We start from the raw sequence: 18145 nt of genomic DNA, 5'->3' as shown, positions 1-18145 counted from the left end.
ACGGCCGCATCAGCCCCCGGGCGCGGGATAGCTGACCGAAAGGATTTCCAGCTCCTGGCTTCCTCCGGGCACCACCAGCCGAACCAGATCACCCACTCGCGCCTTCAGCAGAGCGCGGGCCACGGGAGACACCCAGCTGATCTCGCCGCGGGAGCTGTCTGCCTCGTCCACGCCGAGAATGGTCACCGTGGTCTCCCTGCCCTCATCGTCCGCATAGGTCACGGTGGCACCGAAAAACACCTGGTCGCCGCCATGGTGCTGCGAGCAGTCCACCACCTCGGCGACTTCAAGCCGGCGCGTGAGAAAGCGGATGCGCCGGTCGATTTCGCGCAGGCGCTTCTTGCCATACAGATAGTCGCCGTTCTCGGACCGGTCTCCGTTGCTGGCGGCCCAGTGAACGATCTCGACGATGCGGGGCCGCTCGTCGTCGATCAGCGCCATCAACTCGGTCCGCAGCCGGTCGTAACCCGCTCGGGTGATGTAGTTCACCCCGGTCGGCAGCACCGCCGGTTCGGGCAGGTCGTCGTCTGCGTCGGAGTCGGTTTCGCGGGTGAATGCTTTGCTCATGAAGAAACGGCCCGGGGAGAACGCTTCGGAGCGAAAAAGAAAAAAGCCCGCAGCTTGTGGCTGCGGGCTTTTCATTTGGTGCGGCTGGCAGGAATCGAACCCACGACCCCTTGGTTCGTAGCCAAGTACTCTATCCAGCTGAGCTACAGCCGCGAAGACATGCATTGTAGCACGGTTTTTTGGTAGGCCGTGTTGGGCTTGAACCAACGACCAAAGGATTATGAGTCCTCTGCTCTGACCAACTGAGCTAACGGCCCGACGAGGCCCGCATTGTAGGGCGCAGTAACGCCCTGCTCATTTGTGGCTCAGGGCGTTGCTCACCAGCTTGGCGGTCACGTCGACGATCTGGATCATGCGGTCGTACGGCATGCGCTGCGGACCGATAACACCCAGCGTGCCCACCACCTGACCGTCCACCTCGTAGGGTGCCGTGACCACCGACAGGTCCTCAAAGGGCACGACATGGCTTTCGCCACCGATGTAGATGCGCACACCATCGGCCTGTGAAGACACGTCGAGCAGGCGGATCAGCTGGGTCTTCTGTTCGAACAGATCGAACAGCTGGCGAAGATGCCCCATATCGCTGGAAAACTCGCTCACCGACAGCAGGTTGCGCTCGCCCGAGACCACCACCTCCTCACGCTCGGCGCTTGCGTCGGCCCCGATGTCCACAGCGGCCTGCATCAGCGCCGCGATCTCCCCCCGCAAGGCCTCGACCTCGTTGCGCAGCCGCGCCCGCACTTCTTCCATCGTCAGGCCGGCGTAGTGGGCATTGAGGAAGTTGGCCGCCTCCAGCAACTGCGACTGGGTGAAGTTCGCCTGTGTGTGGATGATGCGGTTCTGCACATCCCCGTCTGGCGACACAAGGATCACCAGCACGCGGCGCTCCGACAGGCTCAGGAATTCGATGTGCCGGAACACCGAGGCGCGCCGCGGCGCCATCACCACACCCACGTACTGCGACAGGCTGGAAAGCATCTGGGCGGCGTGGCTGATGACGCGCTGCGGCTGAGCGCCCGCCTCGATGCCGGTGGCGCCGATGTTCTCTGCACCCGAAATGTCCTCGCGCCGCACGGTGAGCATGGTGTCCACGAACAGCCGGTAGCCTCTGGCGGTGGGGATGCGCCCGGCCGAGGTGTGGGGGCTGGCGATGAGCCCCAGTTCCTCCAGGTCGCTCATCACGTTGCGGATGGTCGCCGGTGAGAGCTCCATGCCGGCCGCCTTGGCCAGCGTGCGGGAACCGACGGGTTGGCCGTCGGCGATGTAGCGCTCGACCAAGGTCTTGAGCAGAAGTTTGGATCGGTCGTCCAGCATGGCCCCATTTTACGGACGGTGCCACCCGAAAACAGGGAATGAGGACAAGGGTTTCCGGGGGGCCGACTGCCCTTTCCCCCTATGTTGTAATTTGCACATGACCCAGCCAGACACCCGCCGCCACGAGGCCTCTGCGCCGAAGCGCCACCTGCGATTCGCCCATGTGGCCATCGTCGGCAAGTACCAGGCACCCGGCTCTGGCAAGGTGGTCGAGACACTGGCCGAGTTCCTGCATGACGAAGGATGCGACGTCTCGCTGGAGCGGGACACCGCGCTCAACACCGGCCTGCTGCAATACCCGGCGCTGGACGTCCCTGCCATGGGCCGGTCCATCGACCTGGCGCTGGTGCTCGGCGGCGACGGCACCATGCTGGGCATTGGTCGGCAACTGGCCCGCTATGGCGTGCCCCTGGTGGGCATCAACCAGGGGCGCCTGGGTTTCATCACAGACATTCCACTGGGCGCCTACCAGGACAACCTGCGGGCCATCCTGCGCGGCGAGTTCGAGGAAGACCCCAGGTCGCTGCTGGCGGCCAGCGTCTGGCGCGACGGCCGCTGCGTGTTCGAGGCGACGGCACTGAACGATGTGGTCGTCAACCGGGCCGGCGTGGCCAGCATGATCGAACTGCGGGTGGAGGTGGACGGTCATTTCGTGGCCAACCAGCGCGCCGACGGTCTGATCATCGCCACCTCCACCGGATCCACCGCTTACGCGCTGTCGGCCGGTGGCCCGCTGCTGCACCCGTCTGTGGGCGGCTGGATCATGGTGCCGATTGCACCGCACACGCTGTCCAACCGGCCCATCGTGCTGCCCTCGCACTGCGAAGTGGCGGTCGAGATCGTCTCGGGCAAGGACGCCAGCGCCAACTTCGACATGCAGTCACTCACCAGCCTGCTCCACGGTGACCGCATCGTCGTGCGCCGCTCGGAACACACGCTGCGGCTGCTGCATCCGTTGGGCTGGAGCTACTTCGACACCCTGCGCAAGAAGCTGCACTGGAACGAGGGCGCCTGAGAGCGGTCAAAATAGCCGCCTTCCTTTCGTTTGTTCCGAAGCCATGAGCCTCCGACGCATCGTCTTGCGTGACTTCGTCATCGTGCCCTCGCTGGACCTCGATCTGGACCAGGGCTTCAACGTGCTCACCGGCGAAACCGGTGCCGGCAAGTCGATCCTCATCGACGCTTTGCAGCTGGCACTCGGTGCGCGCGCCGACAGCGGCGTGGTGCGCGAAGGCGCCACGCGCTGCGAGATCGCCGCCGAATTCGACCTGCCTGCTTCTCTGCGGCCCTGGCTGGATGAGCAGGGCTTTGCCGCTGCCGACGACAGCCTGCTGCTGCGCCGCACCGTCGACACCGAAGGGCGCAGCCGCGGCTGGATCAACGGCAGCGCGGCCACGATGGCCCAGCTCAAGGCCCTGGCCGATCATCTGGTCGACATCCACGGTCAGCACGCCTGGCAGAGCCTGACGCGCGCAGAAGCCGTGCGCGGCCTGCTGGACGCTTACGCCGGCGTCGACGCTACGGCGGCGGCGTCGCTATGGTCCGACTGGCGCCAAGCCCGCAAGGCGCTGGAGAGTGCAGCCGAGCGCCAGAACACACTGCAGCAGGAAAGCGAGCGCCTCGCCTGGCAGATCGGTGAGCTCGACAAGCTGCAGCCACAACCTGGCGAGTGGGAAGACATCAACGCGCAACACGGCCGCCTGGCGAATGCACAGGGTCTGATGGACGCTGCACGCGAGGCCGCTGCGGTGCTGGACGATGAGGACAGCAGCGCAGCGTCGCTGATCCACCGGGCGCTGTCCGCGCTGCAGGCGCAGGCCCACCTGGAACCGGCCTTCAACGACGCCATCGAGGCGCTGCAGGCGGCCCTGGCCCAGGTGCAGGACACGGTGCACAGCCTGCACCACTACACGCGTCACACCGAGTTGGACCCCTCCGGGCTGGAGGCGCTGGACCAGCGCCTGTCGCAATGGATGTCGCTGGCCCGCCGCTACCGCAGACCACCCGAAGAACTCGCCGATCTGCTCGCGGGCTGGAAAAAGGAGCTCGCAAGCGTCGACCAGGCCATGGACCTGGACGCCCTGCGCGCGGCGGAGCGCAAGGCCTGGGGCACTTTCGAGGTTGAAATCAAGCGTCTGGGCAAGCTGCGCCAGCAGGCGGCGCCCAAGCTGTCCCGGGCGGTCACCGAGGCCATGCAGACCCTGGGCATGCAGGGAGGCCGGTTCGAGGTGGGCCTGCAGAAGCTCGACGAACCGCAGGCGCACGGCTGGGAACAGGTCGAATTCCAGGTGGCGGGTCATGCCGGCGTGAGCCCGCGCCCGGTCGGCAAGGTGGCCTCGGGCGGTGAGCTCTCGCGCATTGCCCTGGCGATTTCGGTGGTCACCAGCCGGCTGGGGCAGGCACCGACCCTGATCTTCGACGAGGTCGACTCGGGCATCGGTGGTGCCGTGGCGCACACCGTGGGGCAACTGCTGCGCCAGCTGGGCCGCGACCGCCAGGTGCTGGCCGTCACCCACCTGCCCCAGGTCGCTGCCTGCGGGGACCACCACCTGCTGGTGAGCAAGCGCCAGAGCGGTTCGGTCACGCACAGCACCGTCACCCCGATCACGCACGAACAACGTGTGAGCGAACTGGCGCGCATGCTCGGAGGCAACGACCGCTCGGAAGTGTCGCTGGCACACGCCCGAGAACTGCTGACCGCATGAACACGCCGGACCCCGCCCAACCCCTCAAGCCGATTGAGCTGGTGCTGATCACCGGCATGTCCGGCTCTGGCAAATCGATCGCCCTGACCGCGCTGGAAGACCTCGGCTACTACTGCGTCGACAACCTGCCGCCCGAGCTGCTGGCATCGTTCATCGCACTGGAGCAGAGCCACCGTGCCAGCAAGGTGGCCATTGCGATGGACGTGCGCAGCGCGGCCTCGCTGCCCGGGCTGCCCGCGCGCCTAGCCGAGATCCGGCACCAGCCCGGGCAGGACGTTCACCTCACCACGGTCTTCCTGGACGCGACCACCGACACGCTGGTGCGGCGCTTCTCCGAAACGCGCCGCCGCCACCCGCTGTCGCTCAAACCGTCGAACGACGAGCACCGGGCACTCACGGACGCCATCGAATACGAGCGCGAGCTGCTGTCGGAGCTGCGCGACCGTGCCCAGGTGCTCGACACCAGCCTGATCCGGCCGGCACAACTGCGCAGCCACATCAAGGAGCTGATCGGCGCCCAGCAGGCCCCGCTCACCCTGGTGTTCGAGTCGTTTGCCTTCAAGCGCGGCATTCCGATGGACGCCGACTTCGTGTTCGACGTCCGCATGCTGCCCAACCCGCACTACGAACCGGACCTGCGCCCGCTCACCGGGCGGGACGGGCCGGTGGCCACATTCCTGGCACGTCATGCCGAGGTCGCGGTGATGCAGGAGCAGATCGACACCTTCCTGCGCCACTGGCTGCCGCACATGCTCGACGACCACCGCAGCTACGTCACCGTGGCCATCGGGTGCACGGGTGGACAGCACCGGTCGGTCTACCTCGTGGAACGCCTGGCCAAGGCGTTTTCCAGCGCCTGGTCCACGCGGTTGCGCCACCGCGAGATCGATGGCTGGCCAACGCCTCCGGCCCGGTCGGCCTCCGCCGGGCCCTGACCGAGCGTCAGCCGGGCAGCTGCTGCAGCAGGCTTCGCACGGGCGCGGGCAGGCCGACGTCGCTCAGTTGCTCCATCGGCACCCAGCGACCATTCGTTGTCGCCGGCTCCGCCGCGCCCGGCACAAGATCGACCAGCACCGGATGCAGCCGCAGCTCGCGGTGGGTGAGCGCATGGGCCAGCGCAGGCAGGTGCCGGGCCGCTCCCGCGTGGTCACCCGCCACCACCAGCGCCTGGGCGTCGTCTCCAGCCACCGGCACACAGTGCAGGCCTGCCCAGATGCCGCGCGGCGGCCGCCGCTCCAGCCAGATGGACAACTGCCCCGCCTCGGTCTTGCGCAATACCAGCAGCCACCAGCTCTCGTGTCGACGTGCGACCCGCTTCGTCTTCACCGGGAACCGGTCGGTGGTATTGGATCGGCGCGCCTCGCAGAGCCCGGCCACAGGACACCTTTCGCAGGCGGGCTGCCGGAGCGTGCACACACCCGCCCCCAGGTCCATGAGGCCTTGGGTATAGGCCACCATGTCGTCCGCCGAAGGATGCTCGGGCAGCAGCGACTGGGCCAGTTGCCACAGTTCCCGCTGAGCACGGGCCTGGGAGAGATCCCCCTCGAAGGCCAACAGACGGCTGAGCACCCGACGCACGTTGCCATCGGCGATGGACACCCGTTCACCGTGACAGAAAGCCGCAATCGCCGCGGCGGTGGAATCCCCGATGCCAGGCAGGGTGGCCAGCACCGACGACGTGGCAGGGAAGCTCCCTCCGTGCTCGGACACCACGGTGCGGGCGCAGCGGTGCAGGTTGCGGGCGCGACTGTAGTACCCCAGCCCGCTCCACATGGACATCACCTCGTCCTCGGATGCCGCGGCAAGGGCATGCACATCGGGAAACCGGTCGAGGAAGCGCGGGTAGTAGCCCAGGACGGTGCTCACCTGGGTCTGCTGCAGCATGATTTCGGACAACCACACGCGGTAGGGATCACGGGTGCCCTGCCAGGGCAGGCCATGCCGCCCGTCGCGTCGCTGCCATTGCACCAGGGCCGGTGCAAAACCGGCGCTCACCGGGCCTGAAACCTTCATGCCTCGACGACTTCGGCCTGGGCTGCCTCGGGAGATTCCAGCAACTGGCCTGTCAGCTCCACCAGCTTGGCGTCGACCAGGTTGAGATCGGCCTGCTGGGACTGCAACTCGCGAATCCGCTCGTCCAGCCCGCTGGCGGCCTGCTGGATGCGCGACACCGCCTCAATGCGTCGACTGAAGTTGCGGCGGCGCTCGCGCAGTTGGGCATCCAGCTGGGCCGCGGCCGACTTGTTCCACAGTTCCACGGCGTTGACAGCCGTGTCGTAGACCACCCGCAACCGGCTCATCAGCGCCCGCGCCAGGCGCTCGCCGAACTCGGGCTGGGCGAGCCGCAGGGCGTTGCCCAGACTGAGGTACTGCAGGTGGCTCTTTTCAATGAGCTCCAGGTCTTTCAGGTACTGCTGAAGCTGCGGCGGCGTGGGCGGCTGCAGGGAGAAGCCGTACTCGGCGTTGAGCCCCTTGAAACTGCCTTCGAGCATCGACTGGATTTCAGACGCAAGCTGATCTGCCTTCAGAAGGTCGGCCCTCAGGAGTTCGAAGGTGTGCCCGTAGGCGCGGCGCACGCCCAGCTTGATGCCGGGCTGCTTCAGCGCCCGCGCCAGTTCCGTCACCCGCGACTTGAGATGGGAGTGCCCGAGCAGCGAGAACAGGTGCTTGAGCAGCCGCAGATGCACCGAGCGCACGGCCTGGATCTTGGCCCCACTGGCATCGAACTCGGCCTGCTCCTGTTCGATGCGCAGCCGCATCTGCTTGATCACCCCGGCGTTCTTGCCACGCAAGCCTTCGAGCTCCTGTACCTGCTCGACCAGGTCACGGGCACGGGTGTGCACCAGACGCCCGGTCTCCTGGCGCAGAGCCTGCATCGCGCTGGCCACCGCCGCGCCCAGAATCCGGCGGCGCTGGCCCAGCAGGTCGACGCCCAGCGCGGTTTCCAGTTCCATCAGGTTGCTCGCCTGCAGAAGGCGTTCGTCCCGGCTGACCTTGGCCAGCAACCCCTTCTGTGCGGACACCGCGATCACCTGCAGCGGCGACAGACCCAGCACATCGGCCGATTCGGTGCGCTGTGCGGCGATCTGCAGCTGCACCTGCTCGGGGGTGCTCAGCGCGTCCCACATCGTGTCGATCTTGTTGAGCACCACCAGCCGGCTGGCCTGGCCTTCGGGGAGCCCGGCGATGTGCTGGCGCCAGATGGCGAGGTCCGATTTGGTCACGCCAGTGTCCGCCCCTAGGATGAACACCACGGCGTGCGCCTGGGGCAGCAGGCTCACCGTCAACTCCGGCTCGGCTCCGATCGCGTTCAGCCCCGGTGTGTCCAGAATCACCAGCCCCTGCTTGAGCAGCGGGTGGGCCATGTTGATCAGCGCATGCCGCCACTTGGGCACCTCGATCATCCCGTCGGAGCCCATCACAGGGTTATCGTCCGGCAACTCATCGTTCCAGAAACCCAGCGCGGTCGCTTCCGAACGGGTCACCCGGCGCACCTCGGCCACCTTCTGGATGGCGCGGGCCAGCTGCTGGGGATCGTTGACGTCCAGATCAACCCGCTCCCACTTGTCCGGCGCGTTGCGCCATTCCAGCAGTGATTTGGACTGCAAACGGGTCTCGATGGGCAACAGGCGCAGGCAGGGCGGGACTTCCGAGTCGTAGCCCAGCTCGGTGGGGCACATGGTGGTGCGGCCCGCACTGGCCGGCATGATCCGGCGTCCGTAGCCCGCGAAAAACACCGCGTTGATCAGTTCGGACTTGCCCCGCGAGAACTCGGCCACGAACGCAACCATGATCTTGTCGTTGCGGACCTGCGCGTGCAGCTGGTCCAACCGCTCGCGAACCCCTGCCTCCAGCAACTCGTGGTCCTGCAGCCATTCGGACATGAGCTTGAGGCGCAACGCAAACTGCCTGCGCCAGACGCCGTGGTCGTCGAATTCCTGGTTGAAGCTCATGGGCCGGTGGGGGAGTGAATCCATTCAATATAGCATCGCGCCCGTCTCGCTCACGGCTTCTGGCAACGGGGACAGAAATAGGTCGAGCGTTGTCCCTGGCGCAGCTGCCGTATCGGGGTGCCACACGCCCTGCAGGGCTGCCCCTCCCGACCGTAGACCATGGCGTCCATCTGAAAGTAGCCGCTCTGGCCATCTGCGCTGGAAAAATCGCGCAGCGTGCTGCCCCCCAGCGCCAGCGCGCGCTGGAGCACATGGACGATCGCCCCATGCAGGCGGGTCGCGCGCGGGCGGCTCAGGCGGTCGGCGCGGACCGTCGGACGAATGCCGGCCATGAACAAGGCCTCGGAAGCGTAGATGTTGCCCACGCCGACCACCACATCACCGGCCAGCAGCACCTGCTTGATACTGGCACGCCGCTGTTGCAAGGCCATGTGAAACCCGACCGGCTCGAACCCGGGCTCCAGAGGCTCGACCCCCAGCCCGTCCAGCAGCTTGCGGGCCCGCGGATCCTCCATCGAGTCGACCAGCACCACGGCACCAAACCGCCGGGGATCGTGCAGACGCAGCACGCCCCGGGAGGTGTGAAGCTCGAAATGATCGTGAACACCCCGCTCGGGCAGCTCGCTGGCGAACTGAAGGCTACCGGACATGCCCAGATGAACGAGCAGCACCCCCTGATCCAGGTGAATCAGCAGGTACTTCCCGCGACGCCCGACCGCCAGGACATGGCGGCCGGTCAGCATCGTGGGATCGACCCCCAAAGGCCAACGCAGGGGTTTGCCCATCAGCGCAGCCCGGATCTCCGCGCCAGCGATGCGGTCAGCAAAGCTGCGGCGGGTGACCTCGACTTCGGGCAGTTCAGGCATGGCTTGGTGATTTCTGACGGTGAAGGGAACGCCCGACCGGGCACCGGAATCCCAGACCTGCCGACCTGGACCCTTCCATTATCATGAGCTTGATGAATACTCCGCCCGACCGCAGCCACCACAGCCCGCAACGTCGGAGCATCCGGACAGTACAACAAGCAGTGCTGTGTCTCGGCCTCCTGGCGGGTCTGCCGACCTTGGCGCTGGCCCAGGACAGTCCACCTGCAGAGCCTCCGGCGGCCAACTCCGCGCTTTCTGCTCCTTTGTTCTATCAGCTGCTGCTCGGAGAGCTCAATGTGTCCTCCGGTGAGCCCGGCACCGGTTACTCGCTGATCCTGGACGCTGCCCGCAAGCAGAACGACCCCGACCTGTTCCGCCGAGCCGTGGAAATTGCCCTGCAGGCCCGTTCGGGCGACGCGGCGCTGGCAGCAGCGCGCGCATGGTCGCAGGCCATCCCGGTTTCACCCGAGGCCGACCGCTTCGAACTCGAGATTCTGCTGGCGCTCAACCGCGTGGGCGAAACCGGTCCGGTTCTGCGCCGCCTGCTCGACCAGGCCCCTGCCGCATCCCGCAACGACGCCATCAACGGAATCCCCCGCATCTACGGACGGGTGGCGGACAAGGCTGCCGCCCTTCAGGTGGTGCGCGAAGCCCTCGCTCCAGTGATCAAACAGGGACCGCATGCCGCAGCGGCATGGACCACGATCGGCGCCATGGAGCTGGGCAACAACCAGCCCACCCAGGCGCTTACATCCGCCCGGAACGGGCACGCCGCCGACCAGTCCTCGCCATTTCCCGCCCTGCTCGCCCTGGACCTCATGGAACGCGGGCAGACCGCAGCGGAAGCCGTGGTTCGTGGCCAGCTGAAAGCCAGCCCACCGGTGGCGGGCAGTCCAGCCCCCGTGGCACTTGGCTATGCCCGAATCCTGTTCGATCTTCAGCGCCACGCAGAAGCGCGCAACCTGCTGGAAAACCTGACCCGCATCCAGCCTGAGACCATGGAACCCTGGCTGCTGCTGGCTGCGCTGCAGGTGCAAGACAAACGCCTGCCCGCCGCCACGCAGTCCCTGCAGACCTACATGGGCCTGGCACGCCAGTCTGGTGACGAGCGGGCCGCGCGCGGCCTGACGCAGGCCTATCTGCTGATGGCCCAGATCGCCGAACAGCAGAAAGACTTTCAGGCGGCAAACGCCTGGCTGGACCGGATCGAGAACGCCGACGACATCATGGCGGCACAGATGCGCCGCGCCTCGCTGCTGGCCCACCAGGGGCAGATGGACCGTGCCCGGACACTGTTGCGCAACCACCCCGAGCGGCGCCCCGAGGATGCGCGTCTGAAATTCGTGGCCGAGGCGCAGCTGTTGCGGGATTTCAAGCAATGGGAGCAGGCCTACGAGCTCTACGGCGAGGCGGTCATCCGGTTTCCGAAGGACAGCGACCTGATCTACGACCAGGCCATGATGGCGGAGAAGCTCAACCGCATCGACGACATGGAGCGCCTGTTCCGCCAGGTGATCGAACTCAAGCCTGACCACCACCATGCCTACAACGCACTGGGCTACTCTTTGGCCGATCGTGGCCTTCGCCTGACCGAAGCAAGGCAGCTGATCGAAAAAGCCGTGTCCATGGCGCCCGACGACGCCTACATCCAGGACAGCCTGGGCTGGGTGGAGTTCCGCGACGGCAACATTGCCCGAGCCCTGCAGATCCTGCAGGCCGCCTTTGACAAACGCCCCGATGCGGAAATCGCTGCCCACCTGGGCGAGGTGCTGTGGGTCAGCGGCGATAGGGACAAGGCCATGAAGATCTGGCGCGAGGGGCTGCTACTGGCCAGCGACAACGAGACGCTGCAAAACACCCTTCAGCGTCTGCGCGTCAAGCCATGACCAGGGCGGATCGTGGACGCCTCGCCCTTCTGGGTGTGGTGGCGATGACGCTTGCGGGTTGTGCAACCTCCCGACCGAAAGCGTCGAAGGACACCTCGTTCTGGAGCGGTCGCCTGGCGTTGACTGTTCACAGCGAGCCGCCGCAGTCGTATTCCGCCGGATTCGAACTTCGTGGAGCCCCTGCTGCGGGCGAACTGCAGCTGACCTCTCCGCTGGGAACGGTGCTGGCATCGGTGCACTGGTCGCCGCAGGGCGCCGAGCTGCGACAGGGCGTACAACTCACCCGCCGCCCCTCTCTGGACGAACTTACGGCGGACCTCGGAGGCACCCCCTTGCCCGTGGCCGCGCTCTTCGGCTGGCTGCAAGGTCAGACCGCCGATGCCAGTGGCTGGAATGCCGACCTCAGCCGCCACAGCGAGGGACGTGTGGTTGCGCGCCGTCTTCAGCCGCTGCCCACGGCCGAACTGCGCCTGGTTTTCCAGCCATGACCCCAAAAACCGAACCGCTTCAACGCCTGGAGGGTGTGCCCGCCCCGGCCAAGCTGAACCTGTTCCTGCACGTCACGGGCCGCCGCACCGATGGTTATCACCTCCTTCAGTCGGTGTTCATGCTGATCGACTGGGTGGACCTTCTGGACTTTGAGCTGCGCCCGGACGGCCGGATCAGCAGGGAAGACACCCTCCCCGGCCTGCCGCCTGAGGACCTGTGCGTCCGTGCTGCCCGGGCGCTCCAAGAAGCGACGGGGTGTACTTTGGGCGTCCACATCCGTCTGGACAAGCGCATTCCTGCCGAAGCGGGTATGGGAGGCGGCTCCTCGGATGCAGCGACCTGCCTGCTCGCGCTCAACAGGCTCTGGGGGCTCGGACTGACACGGAGGGAACTCTCCAGAATCGGCCTGAAGCTGGGCGCCGACGTTCCGTTCTTCCTCGGCGGCCACAACGCCTGGGTCGAGGGCGTGGGTGAACAACTCACCCCGGTGTCGCTGCCGTCCGCCCGCTTCGTGGTGGTCAAGCCACCCACCGGCGCGTCGACGCCCGCAATTTTCAGTTCGCCAGAACTTCAACGCGACACAAAAACTGCTATACTCCAAGGCTTTGCTGCAAACACCAATGCAGAACGGTTGAATAGCGATGCCCGCATCGCCTGCGATCTTCAGAAAATTCTGGATTTCGGACACAACGACCTGCAGCCGGTGGCACAGACACTGTGTCCCGACGTGGTGCGATGCCTGGAATGGCTGTCGGCCCGTGGTCTCCACGGACGGATGACCGGTTCTGGTACCGCGGTGTTTGCGCAACTGCCGCAGGCAACGGACCTTTCTGGCGCTCCAGCCGACTGGACGGTCCGTGAATGCAGCAACATGGATGCACATCCATTGCTGGACTGGTGTCCCGAGTAAAATCGGGTCGGTCAGCCCGGTCAACGGATGTGTGACCAGCGACATTTTTCGGGTGTTCGTGAAGCGCAAGCCTCATGAATGTCCTGAGTAGGGGAGTCGCCAAGTTGGTAAAGGCACCGGATTTTGATTCCGGCATGCGAGGGTTCGAGTCCTTCCTCCCCTGCCACCCATTTTTTTTGAACCACACACCCAGCGGCTGCGCCGCTGTCGGCCAGCGCACTGGTCGTTGAAACAGCCGGGAACACCATGCAAGTTCAGCCCCCTGATTTCATGATCTTCACCGGCAATGCCAACCCGGTCCTCGCGGCCGAGATTGCCCAGCACCTCAACACCCAACTGGGTGCGGCCAATGTAGGTCGCTTCTCGGACGGAGAGGTCACGGTCGAGATCACCCAGAACGTGCGGGCTCGCGACGTGTTCGTGATCCAGTCGACCTGCGCGCCGACGAATGAGAACCTGATGGAACTCATCATCATGGTCGACGCGCTCAAACGAGCCTCCGCCGCACGCATCTCGGCCGTGATCCCCTACTTCGGGTATGCCCGCCAGGACCGCCGCCCGCGCTCCAGCCGTGTGCCGATCTCGGCCAAGGTCGTGGCCAATATGCTGCAGACCGTCGGTGTGAACCGGGTTCTGACCATGGACCTGCACGCCGACCAGATCCAGGGCTTCTTCGACATTCCGGTCGACAACATCTATGCCTCCCCGGTTCTGCTGGGCGACCTGCGCCAGAAGAACTACGAAGACCTGCTGGTGGTTTCGCCCGACGTCGGTGGCGTGGTGCGTGCCCGTGCGCTGGCCAAGCAGCTGGGCTGCGACATGGCCATCATCGACAAGCGCCGCCCCAAGGCCAATGTGTCGGAAGTGATGCATGTGATCGGCGACATCGAAGGCCGCAACTGCGTGATCATGGACGACATGATCGACACCGCCGGCACGCTGGTCAAAGCCGCCGAAGTGCTCAAGGAGCGGGGCGCCAAGCACGTCTACGCCTACTGCACGCACGCCATCTTCTCGGGACCGGCCATCGACCGCATCGCCAAGGGCTCGGCCCTGGACGAGGTCGTCGTGACCAACACCATCCCCCTGTCGCAGGCCGCCCAGGCCTGCGCCAAGATCCGCCAGCTCTCCGTGGCGCCTCTGATGGCCGAGACCATCGCGCGCATTGCCTCGGGCGAGTCGGTCATGAGTTTGTTCGCCGATCAGGACAACCTGTTCTGAGGCAACAAAAGCCAGGTCGTGCCATGTGGTGCGGCCTTTTTCAACCTGAGGCGTTCTGGTCGCGGAACCCCTCCACTGGAGTCAGTCATGCAATTCGTCGCTTTTGAGCGCGCCAAGCAGGGTACGGGTGCGAGCCGCCGTCTGCGCATCACCGGTCGCGCGCCCGGTATCGTTTTCGGTGGTGACACCGCGCCCGTGACGATCGAAGTCGATCACAACGCGCTGTGGCACGCCCTGAAGAAGGAAGCCTTCCACGCCTCCATCCTGGACATGGAGCTGGCCGGCAAGGTCCAGAAGGTTCTGCTGCGCGATGTGCAGTACCACCCCTACAAGCCGCAAGTCCTGCACGTGGACTTCCAGCGCGTGGACGAAAAGACCCGCCTGCACAAGAAGGTGCCGATCCACTTCGTGGGCGAAGAGAACTCGCCGGCTGTCAAGACCGACAAGTGCCTGGTCAACCACATCGTGACCGAGATCGAGATCGAATGCCTGGCCATGCAACTGCCGGAATTCATCGAGGTCGACCTCAGCTCCGCCGAAAAGGGTGCCACCATCCACACTGGCGACCTGAAGTTGCCCGCTGGCGTGAAGATCGTGACCCACGGCCGCAAGGACATCACCATCGCCACAGTCGTTGAGCCGGTGGAAGAAGTGGTGGCCGCTCCCGTGGTCGCTGCCGCCGACGACAAGAAGAAGGGCAAGGGCAAGAAGTAATTCTTGGTCCCCCTCTCAAAGGCCCGCTCCATGCGGGCCTTTGTCTTTGGTGCCCCTGATAATCCAACGCCATGATCCGACTCATCGCCGGCCTGGGCAATCCAGGCCCCGAATACGCCGACACCCGCCACAACGCAGGCTTCTGGTTCGTGGACGAGGCGGCGCGCCTGCTCAAGACGTCGCTGCAGATGGAGCGCGGCCATTTCGGACTCGTGGCTCGGGCCAACGTGGCCGGCCAGAGCGTCTGGCTGGTGGAGCCGCAGACCTACATGAACCTGTCGGGCAAGTCGGTGGCTTCGCTCGCGCGCTTCTTCAAGATCGCGCCTGAAGAGGTGCTGGTGGTGCACGACGAACTGGACCTGCCGCCGGGCGAGGCCAAGCTCAAAAAGGGCGGTGGCCACGCCGGCCACAACGGCCTGCGCGACATCCACGCCCAGCTGGGCAGTGCCGACTACTGGCGGCTGCGCATCGGCATCGGCCATCCGGGCAACCGGAACGAGGTCGCGAACTGGGTACTCAAGAAGCCATCGCTGGACGACCGCATCGCCATCGTGCAGGCGCTGGACCGTTCACTCAAGGCACTGCCGCAGCTGATCGCGGGGAATATGGACAAGGCCACGGCCCTGATCCACACCAGCAAGCCACCGCGCCCCAAACCACCGAAGCCGGTGCCGGCGGCAACCCCGGCTCAGCCAGCGGAAGGCGGCAACACCGCCGGGCCGGGCGACGCCAGCGACTGACCGGCCGCCTGCAGGCGCTGGTACTTCTGCCACAGCGTCTCGTGGTTCTCGGTGTGAGCGGGGTCGACCGGGATGCACTCGACCGGGCACACCTGCACGCACTGCGGCTCGTCGAAATGCCCCACGCATTCGGTGCAGCGGTTGGGGTCGATCTGGTAGAAGTCCTCGCCCATCGAGATCGCCTGGTTGGGGCATTCGGGCTCGCAGACGTCGCAGTTGATGCACTCGGCGGTGATCATCAGGGCCATGATGCTGTCCTCACGCCTGAAGGGGTTGCGGTCTGAGGCGGGCAGCCACACCCGGACTGACCATCTGCGACACATCGCCCCCCAGCGTCGATATTTCGCGCACCAGGGTGCTGGAGATGCACTGCAGTTCGGCCTGCGGCAACAGGAACACGGTTTCCACGGTGGGCAGCAGCTTGCGGTTCATGGCCGCCATCTGGGCTTCGTAGTCAAAGTCGGTCATGTTGCGGATTCCGCGCACCACGGCGCAGGCGCCCTGCTCCCGACAGAAGTCCATGATGAGCCCGTCGAACGGCAGCACTCGCACCGGCAGGCCGGCCATTGCCTCCGCCGCCATCTCCATGCGCTCGTGCAGCGAGAAGCGCGTTTTCTTGTGGTGAGCGATGGCCACGGCCAGGATCAGTTCGTCGAACAGGCCGGCAGCGCGGCGCACCACGTCCTCATGACCGAGCGTGAGCGGGTCGAAGGTGCCGCTGTAGACCGCGATGCGGCGAGAGGGAGAGGCGGAATCGGACATGGCGGGATTATCGGCCAAGGGTCACCTGCGGTCCCTGTCCCCACCGCTTGTCACTGCGGCGGCAAGGGGCGCAGGAGGTGGAAATGCACCTGCCCGGCCCGGCCGTGGCGGTGCGTCTGCAGGCCGATCTGCGCCAGCTCGTCATCGCCCCAGGTGCGCGGCGCCTCGAGGTAGATCAGGCCGCTGTCGGCCACCACCAGGCGGGCCAGGCGCAACGCCGTGCCGAACAGGGTCTCGTTGCCGCCATCGCCGAACGGTGGGTCGAGGAACACCAGGTCCAGCCCCTGCCCGGCCCGCTGGCGCAGCGCGGCCACGCCATCGCCACGCTCCACGCGCACCGACCCGGCCTTGAGCCGCTGCACGGTAGCCTGCAGGGACTTGCACAGCGCCGGGTCCTGCTCCACCAGCGTCACCTCGGCTGCGCCGCGCGAACCGGCCTCCAGCCCGAGTGCACCCGTGCCAGCGAACGCATCCAGACAGCGCCATCCGCTCAGGTCCTGGCCCAGCCAGTTGAAGAGCGTCTCGCGCACGCGCGAGGGTGTTGGCCGCAGGCCGGGCCGGTCGGCCACCGGCAGCTTGCTTCGTTTCCACAGGCCGCCAATGATGCGGACCTCGTGCGCGGCCTGGGCGGCGGGACGTGGCGGTGCTTTGTTCATGCGCCGAGCTTAACCAGTCAGGGCTTGGCGCCGACGACCACCGTCACCATGCGCTCAGGCTGCAGCACGAGCGCAAACGCCCGCCGGATGTCGGCCGTCGTCACCGTTTCGACACGGCGGGTCCAGCTCTCCAGGTAGTCCAGCGGCAGGCCGTTCCAGGCGATGTTGGCCACGTTGTCCAGCAGCTTGCGGTTGCTGTCGAAACGCAGGGCGAAGCCGTTGACCAGGTAGTCCTTGGCAGCCTGCAGTTCCGCCTCGGTGGGGCCGTCGGCGACGAAGCGGCGCACGACCTCGCGCGCCACCTGGACCGCTTGGTCCGCCTGGTCCGGTCGCGTGCTCAGGCCGAGCTGGAAGGCCCCCGCGTGCAGGCCCGGAGCAAAGTAGCTGTAGGCGCTGTAGCTCAGCCCCCGCTTTTCGCGCACTTCCGTGGTCAGGCGCGAGACGAAGCCGCCACCGCCCAGGATGTAGTTGCCGATGAACAGCGGGAAGAAGTCGGGGTCGTTGCGCCGGTGGCCCGGCTGGCCGATCAGGATCTGGGCCTGCGCGGCGTCGAAGGGAATGCGCCGCTCGACGGCGTTCGCCAGGGGCGCGACCTCGGCCACCGCGGGCAGGGGCTCGCAACCGTTCGGAGACAGGGCCGCCACGAGCCGGTCGGCAATGTGCCCGGCCATGGCGCGATCAATGGCCCCCACCATCACGATCTGCGCCCGGCAGGCCGCCGCGTGGCGGCGGTAGAAGCGGCGCATGTCGTCCACGGTGATCGCGTCCAGCGTGGTCGCGGTGGCCTCGCGGCCGTAAGGGTGGTCGCCGTACACCGCCTGGGCAAACGCACGTGCGGCGTGGGTGCCCGGGCGCGTCTCGGCCTCCTTGAGGGCGCCCAGCCAACGCTGGCGGTCGCGCTGCCAGACGGCCTCCGGCCACGCGGGTGCGGCCAGCTGGCGGGCCGCAAGCGCCAGGGCGCGTTCCAGCAGTTCGGGTTCGGTGAGGGTGCGCAGGGACACGCTGAAGCGCTCCAGCCCGGCGCTCACACCCAGCTGGGCGCCCAGGTCGACCCAGGCCTCGCTGAGCGCGTTTTCATCCAGCGCCGGCTGCGCACCCTGCGCGACCACGCCGGCCGACACCATTGAGGCGGTGGCGGTGGCCAGACCGGCGCGGTCGGCGGGATCGCGGCGCGAACCGCCGTCGAAGTCGATCTGCACGTCCAGCATCGGGATCGACGGGCTGGCCACCAGATAGACCCGGGCGCCGCTGGCGTGGGTCCAGTGCTGGATCGGGATCGCGGCCCAGGCGGGTGCGCAGAGCAGGCACAGCAGGACAAGGTGGAAGAGGTTTGTCATCGGTGTCATCGGTGCATCACCCAGG

18 protein-coding genes and 3 tRNA genes are annotated in these 18145 nt (G+C 66.4%); 10 read left to right on the top strand and 11 right to left on the bottom strand.

The features are described 5' to 3' along the window. Nucleotides 1–9 precede the first annotated feature (9 nt). The 4 genes from greB to hrcA form a co-directional block, all read right to left on the bottom strand. Entirely contained in the window at nt 10–642 is a 633-nt protein-coding gene (gene greB / locus HPF_RS06615) for a transcription elongation factor GreB (RefSeq protein WP_133156117.1), read from the bottom strand. 1 nt (nt 643) lies between these two features. Then, nucleotides 644–720, bottom strand: a tRNA-Arg gene (locus HPF_RS06610). A 27-nt stretch (nt 721–747) separates the two neighbouring features. Beyond that, a tRNA-Ile gene (locus tag HPF_RS06605) sits at nt 748–824 on the bottom strand. A gap of 37 nt (nt 825–861) precedes the next feature. Further along, nucleotides 862–1881, bottom strand: a complete 1020-nt coding sequence (gene hrcA, locus HPF_RS06600; RefSeq protein WP_066149581.1) for a heat-inducible transcriptional repressor HrcA — start codon at nt 1879–1881, stop codon at nt 862–864. 97 nt (nt 1882–1978) lie between these two features. Between hrcA and HPF_RS06595 the strand changes: the two genes are divergently transcribed. The 3 genes from HPF_RS06595 to rapZ are packed head-to-tail and all read left to right on the top strand — an operon-like array spanning nt 1979 to nt 5521. Further along, complete coding sequence (locus tag HPF_RS06595; protein WP_066149577.1) at nt 1979–2896, top strand: NAD kinase; 918 nt, start codon at nt 1979–1981, stop codon at nt 2894–2896. A 43-nt stretch (nt 2897–2939) separates the two neighbouring features. Next, nucleotides 2940–4586 carry a DNA repair protein RecN gene (recN, locus tag HPF_RS06590; RefSeq protein WP_133156116.1) on the top strand — a complete coding sequence of 549 codons (1647 nt, stop codon included), beginning with the start codon at nt 2940–2942 and terminating at the stop codon, nt 4584–4586. Beyond that, nucleotides 4583–5521, top strand: coding sequence for an RNase adapter RapZ (gene rapZ / locus HPF_RS06585; protein WP_133156115.1), 939 nt, complete (start codon nt 4583–4585; stop codon nt 5519–5521). The genes recN and rapZ overlap by 4 nt, the downstream gene beginning before the upstream one ends. 7 nt (nt 5522–5528) lie before the next feature. Here rapZ and mutY read toward each other — a convergent pair whose 3' ends face one another. Genes mutY through mutM form a run of 3 tightly spaced genes read right to left on the bottom strand, consistent with a single transcriptional unit; the run spans nt 5529 to nt 9405 of the window. Continuing rightward, nucleotides 5529–6599: an A/G-specific adenine glycosylase gene (mutY, locus tag HPF_RS06580; RefSeq protein ID WP_133156114.1), complete on the bottom strand. Its 1071-nt coding sequence runs from the start codon at nt 6597–6599 to the stop codon at nt 5529–5531. Next, the gene (locus HPF_RS06575) at nt 6596–8539 is read right to left on the bottom strand and encodes a dynamin family protein (RefSeq protein ID WP_079367050.1); all 1944 of its coding nucleotides are present in this window, start codon (nt 8537–8539) and stop codon (nt 6596–6598) included. The genes mutY and HPF_RS06575 overlap by 4 nt, the downstream gene beginning before the upstream one ends. Before the next feature lie 50 nt (nt 8540–8589). After that, nucleotides 8590–9405, bottom strand: a complete 816-nt coding sequence (mutM, locus tag HPF_RS06570) for a bifunctional DNA-formamidopyrimidine glycosylase/DNA-(apurinic or apyrimidinic site) lyase (RefSeq protein ID WP_079367051.1) — start codon at nt 9403–9405, stop codon at nt 8590–8592. Nucleotides 9406–9701: 296 nt separating this feature from the next. Here mutM and HPF_RS06565 point away from each other — a divergent pair, with 296 nt between their 5' ends. From HPF_RS06565 to pth, 7 genes are all read left to right on the top strand, one after another. Then, nucleotides 9702–11291 carry a tetratricopeptide repeat protein gene (locus HPF_RS06565; protein WP_243721692.1) on the top strand — a complete coding sequence of 530 codons (1590 nt, stop codon included), beginning with the start codon at nt 9702–9704 and terminating at the stop codon, nt 11289–11291. Beyond that, nucleotides 11288–11779 carry a lipoprotein insertase outer membrane protein LolB gene (locus HPF_RS06560; RefSeq protein ID WP_079367053.1) on the top strand — a complete coding sequence of 164 codons (492 nt, stop codon included), beginning with the start codon at nt 11288–11290 and terminating at the stop codon, nt 11777–11779. The genes HPF_RS06565 and HPF_RS06560 overlap by 4 nt, the downstream gene beginning before the upstream one ends. Next, nucleotides 11776–12690 carry a 4-(cytidine 5'-diphospho)-2-C-methyl-D-erythritol kinase gene (ispE, locus tag HPF_RS06555; protein ID WP_133156112.1) on the top strand — a complete coding sequence of 305 codons (915 nt, stop codon included), beginning with the start codon at nt 11776–11778 and terminating at the stop codon, nt 12688–12690. The genes HPF_RS06560 and ispE overlap by 4 nt, the downstream gene beginning before the upstream one ends. Before the next feature lie 89 nt (nt 12691–12779). Beyond that, nucleotides 12780–12856: transfer RNA gene (locus HPF_RS06550), tRNA-Gln, on the top strand. A gap of 80 nt (nt 12857–12936) precedes the next feature. Beyond that, nucleotides 12937–13911: a ribose-phosphate pyrophosphokinase gene (locus tag HPF_RS06545; RefSeq protein WP_066149552.1), complete on the top strand. Its 975-nt coding sequence runs from the start codon at nt 12937–12939 to the stop codon at nt 13909–13911. 87 nt (nt 13912–13998) lie between these two features. Next, nucleotides 13999–14625: a 50S ribosomal protein L25/general stress protein Ctc gene (locus HPF_RS06540; RefSeq protein WP_066149549.1), complete on the top strand. Its 627-nt coding sequence runs from the start codon at nt 13999–14001 to the stop codon at nt 14623–14625. A 71-nt stretch (nt 14626–14696) separates the two neighbouring features. Then, nucleotides 14697–15365: an aminoacyl-tRNA hydrolase gene (gene pth / locus HPF_RS06535; protein WP_066149546.1), complete on the top strand. Its 669-nt coding sequence runs from the start codon at nt 14697–14699 to the stop codon at nt 15363–15365. Here the strand turns inward: pth and HPF_RS06530 are convergent. From HPF_RS06530 to HPF_RS06515, 4 genes are read right to left on the bottom strand one after another with little or no spacing between them, the layout of a single operon-like run. Next, complete coding sequence (locus HPF_RS06530) at nt 15314–15613, bottom strand: YfhL family 4Fe-4S dicluster ferredoxin (protein WP_066149543.1); 300 nt, start codon at nt 15611–15613, stop codon at nt 15314–15316. The genes pth and HPF_RS06530 overlap by 52 nt on opposite strands. A 10-nt stretch (nt 15614–15623) precedes the next feature. Beyond that, complete coding sequence (gene coaD / locus HPF_RS06525; RefSeq protein WP_127802968.1) at nt 15624–16127, bottom strand: pantetheine-phosphate adenylyltransferase; 504 nt, start codon at nt 16125–16127, stop codon at nt 15624–15626. Between the two features lie 50 nt (nt 16128–16177). Next, the gene (rsmD, locus tag HPF_RS06520) at nt 16178–16783 is read right to left on the bottom strand and encodes a 16S rRNA (guanine(966)-N(2))-methyltransferase RsmD (RefSeq protein ID WP_133156111.1); all 606 of its coding nucleotides are present in this window, start codon (nt 16781–16783) and stop codon (nt 16178–16180) included. A 17-nt stretch (nt 16784–16800) separates the two neighbouring features. Further along, complete coding sequence (locus HPF_RS06515; RefSeq protein WP_133156110.1) at nt 16801–18129, bottom strand: M16 family metallopeptidase; 1329 nt, start codon at nt 18127–18129, stop codon at nt 16801–16803. Between the last annotated feature and the right edge of the window lie 16 nt (nt 18130–18145).

It is taken from the genome of Hydrogenophaga pseudoflava (assembly GCF_004353865.1).
Classification (GTDB): Bacteria; Pseudomonadota; Gammaproteobacteria; order Burkholderiales; family Burkholderiaceae_C; genus Hydrogenophaga; species Hydrogenophaga pseudoflava.
Note: the sequence above shows the minus strand (reverse complement) of the source record. Positions and strands in the feature narration are given on the sequence as shown.